Genomic DNA, 6,252 nt, shown 5'->3' with positions numbered 1-6,252 from the left:
ATCGGCGTCCCCCGCCACCCGGGCGCCGATTCGTATCGCTACCTCGTCGAGTCGATCCGCAAGTTCCCCACCCGCGGGGCCTTCGCCGGGATGATCGAATCCGCCGGCTTCCGCCACGTCACCGACCGGCCCCTCTCCGGCGGCATCGTCGCGATCCATTCCGGCTGGAAGGTCTCTTGAGCGTGACCCACCCGTGATCGGCGCCGCCATCAATCTCGTCCGCGGCGTCCGCGTCGGCTTCGTGCTCGCCCGCGAGGGCGCGCTGGCCTTCGCGGACCCCTCCGAACTGCCGGCGCATCTGCGCCTCGCCCTGCGGATCGGCCGCTCCTTCGAGCGCCCCGGCCTCGGGGATGGGGCCGGGCGTCTGTCCGCGGCGTTGACCCGGCTCGGCCCGTCCTACGTGAAGTTTGGCCAATTCCTGGCGACCCGCCCCGACATCGTCGGGATGGCCGCCGCCGCCGATCTGGAAAAACTTCAGGACCGCGTCCCGCCCTTCCCGCAGGCCACGGCGGTGCGGGTGGTGGAGGCGGCCTTCGGCAAGCCCATCGGATCGCTGTTCGTGTCTTTCAGCGAACCGATCGCCGCAGCCTCCATTGCCCAGGTCCACAAGGCCGTGGTCCAGGATGCCGACGGAACGCAGCGGACGCTGGCCGTGAAGGTGATGCGGCCGGGCGTCCGCGATGGCTTCAAACGCGATTTGGAGGTCATGCGCTTCATGGCCGGGGTGGTCCACGCCCTGTCGCCACAGGCGGAGAGGCTGCGGCCCCGGGAGGTCGTGGAGATCCTCGCCCGGTCTGTTCTCATGGAGATGGACTTCCGGCTGGAGGCCGCCGCCGCCTCGGAACTGGCGCAGAACACCGCAGGCGACGAGGACTTCCGGGTGCCGCGTCCGGAATGGGAGCTGACCGCCCGGGATGTGCTCTCGTCGGAGTGGATCGACGGCATCAAGCTGCACGGACCGGCCGCCATCATCGCCGCCGGACACGACCCGCGTGCCGTGGGCCGCGCGGTGATCCAGAGCTTCCTGCGGCAGGCGATCCGCGACGGGTTCTTTCACGCCGACATGCACCAGGGGAACCTGTTCGTGGACGCGCAGGGCCGCCTCGTCGCGGTCGATTTCGGCATCATGGGCCGGCTCGGGTCCAACGAACGGCGATTCCTCGCGGAAATCCTCCTCGGCTTCATCACCCGGGACTACCGGCGGGTGGCCAAGGTCCATTTCGAGGCCGGCTACGTGCCGGCCCACCATTCGGTGGACGACTTCGCCCAGGCCATCCGCGCCATCGGCGAGCCGATCCACCAGCGCCGGGCCGACGAGATCTCGATGGCCAAGGTCCTGACCCTGCTCTTCGACATCACCGCCCTGTTCGACATGAGCACCCGCACCGAACTGGTGATGCTGCAAAAGACCATGGTCGTGGTCGAAGGGGTCGCCCGCTCGCTCGATCCGCAGCTCGACATGTGGACGACAGCGGAGCCGGTGGTGCGGTCGTGGATCGCCCACAATCTCGGGCCCATCGGACGGTTTCAGAGCGGGGCGGAGGCGCTGCGGGTCGTCTCCGACGTCGTCGCCGACATTCCGGACCTTGCCCAGCGGCTGAGGCGCGTGCTGGTCCGTCTGGACGAGGCCGGCACTGGGGATGCCAAGCGCCTCGAACGCTTCGCCCGGAATGAGCGCCTCCGGGCGGTGTGGTCGACCCTCGCCCTGTGGGGGATCGCCATCGGAGCGCTGACCCTCGCGTTCCGGGGTTTTTAGCGCGTCTTATGGGGACTGGTGGATCACCCCGTCACCGTCGCCTCCTCGCCGTCATTGCGAGCGAAGCGAAGCAATCCAGGGACGCGGAACATCAATCATCGTGGCGCTTGCTCCGGGGTTGCTTAGCTTCGCTCGCAATGACCGTGGCGAGGACGCAATCCCTAATTCCTGGAAAACCCGCTAAGGCTGCCCCCCGACCCCTCGCCCCTTACGTCTCGACTAGTCCGGTGCTCGATCCACTGGCCTCGGATGTCGGCCGGCCGTGCGGCTTGCCGATGTACTCTGTCGATCGCATCTCGGTCAGGCGTGACACTGTCCGATCGAACTCGAAGGCCTCGCGCCCCGACGTCGCCTTGTAGAGATCCTGCGCTTCGGCTTCGGCCGATGCCACGAGCTTCACGTTGCGGTCGTAGAGCGTGTCGATCAGGGTGATGAAGCGCTTGGCCTCGTTGCGCTCGGCCTCCCCCATCACCGGGATGCCGTCGATCAACAGGGTATGGTAGGCCCTCGCGATCGCCATGTAATCGGATGCGCCGAGCGGCTGGCGGCAAAGATCGTCGAAGGCAAAGCGCGCTACGCCTCCCGCCTCCTGTGGAACCGCTACCGCGCGGCCGTGAACCATGACGCTGCCCTCGCTGCCCCGGGCCCTCCCGGTCAGTCCTTTGAAGGCCGCATCGAGGGCCGCACGGGCGGTGTCATCGGCCGGCACATGCCACACGGCGGCTCCGCCGAGCTTTTCGAGTCGGAAATCGGTGCGTGAGTCGAGGCGCAGCACCGAGACCCGTTCCTTCAGCACCGCGATGAAGGGGAGGAACAGCGCCCGGTTCAGACCGCCTTCGTAGAGGCTGTCCGGCTCGACATTCGATGTCGCCACCACCGTGACACCCCGGCGGAACAGGTGATCGAACAACCGCCCCAGGATCATCGCATCGGCGATGTCCGTGACGGTGAACTCGTCAAAGCACAGCAGCGTCGCCTGATCCGCCAGCTGGTCGGCTACGGGCCCGATCGGGTCGTCGCCCTTCACCTCTCCACGCTTCAGCGCCTGCCGGTAGGCGTGGATGCGCTCGTGCGCATCCGCCAGGAAGCCGTGGAAGTGCACACGTCGCTTGGGCCCGGTCGCAGCGTCGTAGAACAGATCCATCAGCATGGTCTTGCCGCGCCCGACCGACCCCCAGATGTAGAGGCCGCGGACCACCTCGGGCTCGTCCTTGCGTTTGAAAAGCCAACCCAGGGCGCTGCTCTTGCTCGCCCGCTTGCGCCGCTCCAGCGAAACGACGATCCCGTCCAGGGCGCGCACCACGGCGACCTGCGCGGAATCGCGTTCGATGGCGCCGGTCGCGATGAGGGCCTCGTATCGGTCGTGGACGGGACCGGGTGATACGGCGCTGCGCCGGGCCTCGGCGGAGGGGCCGCGGGTCACGCCGGATGTCTGGTTCACGAAGGCGGTCCCTTACCTTTCCCGCGCCCTGCGGTGTCGGGCGTGAACCCCGTGTGCCGCGGGCCGCCCTACGGAATCAAGGGGGTCTCCCGGGGCAGTTCCACTCACCCGAGAGCGTCTGTTCTTGCACGCCCTGCGTCGTTTGTGCTGCATTGCACAAAAGCCCCCGGTCTGCCATATCGCTGGCCTCTCGGGAGGAACGTCCGGATCCCGTGGCGCTGAAGCGCCGGCTGACCGGAGACGTTCATGGCCGATTCTCGGCAATCTGATCCATCGCCATTCGTTCGCCGCCTCTGGTTGAGCGATCGGCAGGCGGTGCTCGACTATTTCGGCCGCCTCGATGCGGAAACCCGTGCCAACCGTTTCATGGGCCAAGTCAGCGAGGCCGGCATCCGCACCTATGCGGACCAGGCGATGGCGGCCCGCGGTGTGATGTTCGGCGCCTTCCTCGATGGAAGCCTACGCGGGCTCGGCGAGTTGCGGCCGGGTGGGCCCGGGTCTTCGAGCTACTTCCTCGGTCCGGTCGCCGAGGCCGCCTTCGCCGTGGAACGGCCGTTCCGGCGCAAGGGCCTCGGTGCGGCGCTCTTCGCCCGCATCACCCAGGCCGCGCGCAACCGCGGTGTCAGCGATCTGCACGTCCGCTGCTTCGCCCGGAACGGACCCATGATCCGGCTCGCCGCCCGACAGGGTGCCTCCCTCAGCCGGGACGGGCTCGAAGCCGACGGGTCGCTCCACCTCGACCGGGCGACTCCCCTGTCGCTCTGGTACGAGAGCATCGCCGAAGCCTTCGATTTCACGTTGTCGGTGACATTGCCGCAATCGGACAAGCAGGACGCCGCCTGACGCCTTACCCTACGGGATCGCCGACGAGGGCGAAGGTGAGCAGGTCCACGGACGCTGCCCCGCCGCGGATCAGGGCCCGGGCGGCAGCGTTGCCCGTGGCCCCCGTCGTCCTGACGTCGTCCACGAGAAGCACGCGCCGGCCGGCGAGTAGATGGGCGTAGTCCGGCGGCACCGTGAATGCTCCGGTCAGGTTCTCCGCCCTTCCCGTACGGCTTAACCCGACCTGTGATCGCGTGGGCCGGCGGCGCACCAGTGTCTGCGGCAGGAACGGAAGCGCGGCCGTGGCGGCGATGGGCCGGGCCAGCAAGGCTGCCTGATTGAAGCGCCTTCGCCAGAGGCGCCAGCGATGGAGTGGCACGGGGACGACGCAATCGGCGTCGGCGATCAGGGTCCGACCGGCGGCACTCATCATACGCGCCATCGGCAGGGCCAGATCGTGCCGATCCTCGTATTTCAGACGGTGGACGAGGCGGCGGGCGACATCGTCATAAAGTGCAACGGCACGCGAACGGGTGAAGACCGGGGGCCGGGCAAAGGCCTCTGGCGAGATGAGGTGCCCGACGCCGAGATCCACAGCGAACGGAACGCCGAGGCGTTCGCACAAGGGCTCTTCGATGAGGCGAAGCGCCGACCAACAGACAGGGCAGAGGGCTCCTGCATCGGCGGTCGCAGTTCCGCACCCGGCGCAGGTCGGCGGATAGACCAGGGCGAGCGCCGCACCCTTGAGCCGGCGCCCGAAAGAGGCAACACCCCGGAGGGCGCCGCCCGTTTTTTCTACGAAGGCGCTCAGCGCGCCATGGCAGGCTGCATCGCCTGCTGGTCGGCGGCACGGGCCTTGGCGTTGGCGCGAGCACGGCCGATGGCGCAGCCGGCGGCGGCCCCGGCGAAACCATGGTGGCCCGCATAGTGACCGGCGATGCCGCCCACGATCGCTCCCTTGATGCACCCCTTCGCGTCGGCGGCGCTGGACGCGGAGAGGGCGGCGAGGGCGATGACGGAGCCGAGGATCAGACGCTTCATCAGGTTTCTCCCGAACGTTATGGTAAGCCAGCTGGCTGTCGCGGCAGGAACCGTGTCGCCCTCCTCCGGTTCCATCGGCACGGGACTGCGACCATCACGTCTTCGCGGGTGGTATCCGGCGCCTGCATACGCCATTTCAGCGGGCGATGAGCACCCCAGATCCGCTTTTCGACACCTCTCTGGTCCGTCGGCACCTCGCACGCGCGGTAGCACGCGGTTATGCGGGGTTTCTGCTCGAACGCGCCGCGGAGGATCTCAACGACCGGCTCGCGGCCGTCCTCCGCGACTTCCGCCGGATCCTCGATCTCTCTAGTCCGATTGCGGCAGCCGAACCGGTCCTGGCGCGACGCTTTCCCGAGTCCGAGCGATTCCGCCTGTCGCCCCAAGTCGAAGGGGGGGAGAATCGGGTGGTCGGCGATGCCGAATGGGTGCCGATCCGGCAGGCCAGCATAGACCTCGTCGTCTCACTCCTGGCGCTTCAGGCGGTGAACGACCTGCCGGGCGTTCTGGTGCAGGTCCGCCGTTCGCTAAGGCCGGATGGGCTCTTCGTGGGTTGCCTGCTTGGCGGGGCGACCCTGACGGAACTTCGCCAGTGCCTGACGCAGGCAGAGAGTGAGTTGGAGGGCGGGTTAAGCCCCCGCGTGGCCCCCTTCGTCGCCATCCGCGAGGCCGGGGGCTTGCTCCAGCGGGCGGGCTTCGCCCTGCCCGTGGTGGATTCGGATCTTCTGACCGTGCGTTACTCCGACGCCTTCGCGCTGATGCGAGATCTGCGGGCCATGGGCATGACCAACGCCCTCAGCGACCGCCGGAAGTCACCGACGCGTCGGACCACCCTGCTGCGGGCGGCCCAGATCTATAGCGAGCGCTTCGCTGACTCGGATGGCCGCATCCGCGCGAGCTTCGAAATCGTCTGGCTCTCGGGCTGGGCGCCCCACGAGAGCCAACAGAAGCCGCTCCGACCCGGCAGCGCCAAGACGCGCCTAGCCGACGCCCTCGGGACAGTCGAACTCAAGGGTGAAAGCACCTAGCGGTCGTCTTTACTCGCCGCCCCCGTCATTGCGAGCGAAGCGAAGCAATCCAGGTACTCGCCATGTTTTTGAGGCGTCCCGCTGTCCTGGATTGCTTCGCGATGCTCGCTACGACGCCGAGGGTGTGAAACCGCGATTGGCGTCCCGGCAGCACTCCCACTAGG

At 68.0% G+C, this 6,252-nt stretch carries 7 protein-coding genes; 4 read left to right on the top strand and 3 right to left on the bottom strand.

From position 1 onward, the window contains the following. Together MFF22_RS16060 and ubiB are read left to right on the top strand one after the other, a co-directional pair. On the top strand, positions 1 to 180 hold a 180-nt coding region (locus tag MFF22_RS16060), incomplete at its 5' end, for a class I SAM-dependent methyltransferase (protein WP_238249986.1). Positions 181 to 193: 13 nt separating this feature from the next. Next, positions 194 to 1,756, top strand: a complete 1,563-nt coding sequence (gene ubiB, locus MFF22_RS16055) for a 2-polyprenylphenol 6-hydroxylase (protein ID WP_238249985.1) — start codon at positions 194 to 196, stop codon at positions 1,754 to 1,756. 208 nt (positions 1,757 to 1,964) lie between these two features. On the opposite strand, the gene zapE is transcribed toward ubiB, so the two are convergent. Continuing rightward, positions 1,965 to 3,197, bottom strand: coding sequence for a cell division protein ZapE (gene zapE / locus MFF22_RS16050; RefSeq protein ID WP_370877517.1), 1,233 nt, complete (start codon positions 3,195 to 3,197; stop codon positions 1,965 to 1,967). A gap of 246 nt (positions 3,198 to 3,443) precedes the next feature. On the opposite strand from zapE, the gene MFF22_RS16045 reads away from it, so the two are divergent. Further along, entirely contained in the window at positions 3,444 to 4,040 is a 597-nt protein-coding gene (locus tag MFF22_RS16045) for a GNAT family N-acetyltransferase (RefSeq protein WP_238249984.1), read from the top strand. A 4-nt stretch (positions 4,041 to 4,044) separates the two neighbouring features. On the opposite strand, the gene MFF22_RS16040 is transcribed toward MFF22_RS16045, so the two are convergent. Next, positions 4,045 to 4,746, bottom strand: a complete 702-nt coding sequence (locus tag MFF22_RS16040) for a ComF family protein (RefSeq protein WP_238249989.1) — start codon at positions 4,744 to 4,746, stop codon at positions 4,045 to 4,047. Between the two features lie 80 nt (positions 4,747 to 4,826). Next, a complete protein-coding gene (locus tag MFF22_RS16035) occupies positions 4,827 to 5,060 on the bottom strand; it encodes a hypothetical protein (RefSeq protein ID WP_238249983.1) in 234 nt (77 codons plus the stop codon). A gap of 146 nt (positions 5,061 to 5,206) precedes the next feature. Here MFF22_RS16035 and MFF22_RS16030 point away from each other — a divergent pair, with 146 nt between their 5' ends. Next, positions 5,207 to 6,088: a methyltransferase domain-containing protein gene (locus tag MFF22_RS16030; RefSeq protein ID WP_238249982.1), complete on the top strand. Its 882-nt coding sequence runs from the start codon at positions 5,207 to 5,209 to the stop codon at positions 6,086 to 6,088. The last annotated feature ends 164 nt before the right edge of the window (positions 6,089 to 6,252 follow it).

This window comes from Methylobacterium persicinum (genome assembly GCF_022179525.1).
In the GTDB taxonomy this organism is placed as follows: Bacteria; Pseudomonadota; Alphaproteobacteria; order Rhizobiales; family Beijerinckiaceae; genus Methylobacterium; species Methylobacterium persicinum.
The sequence above is the reverse complement of the archived record's forward strand: the minus strand, read 5'-3'. Positions and strand labels throughout refer to the sequence as shown.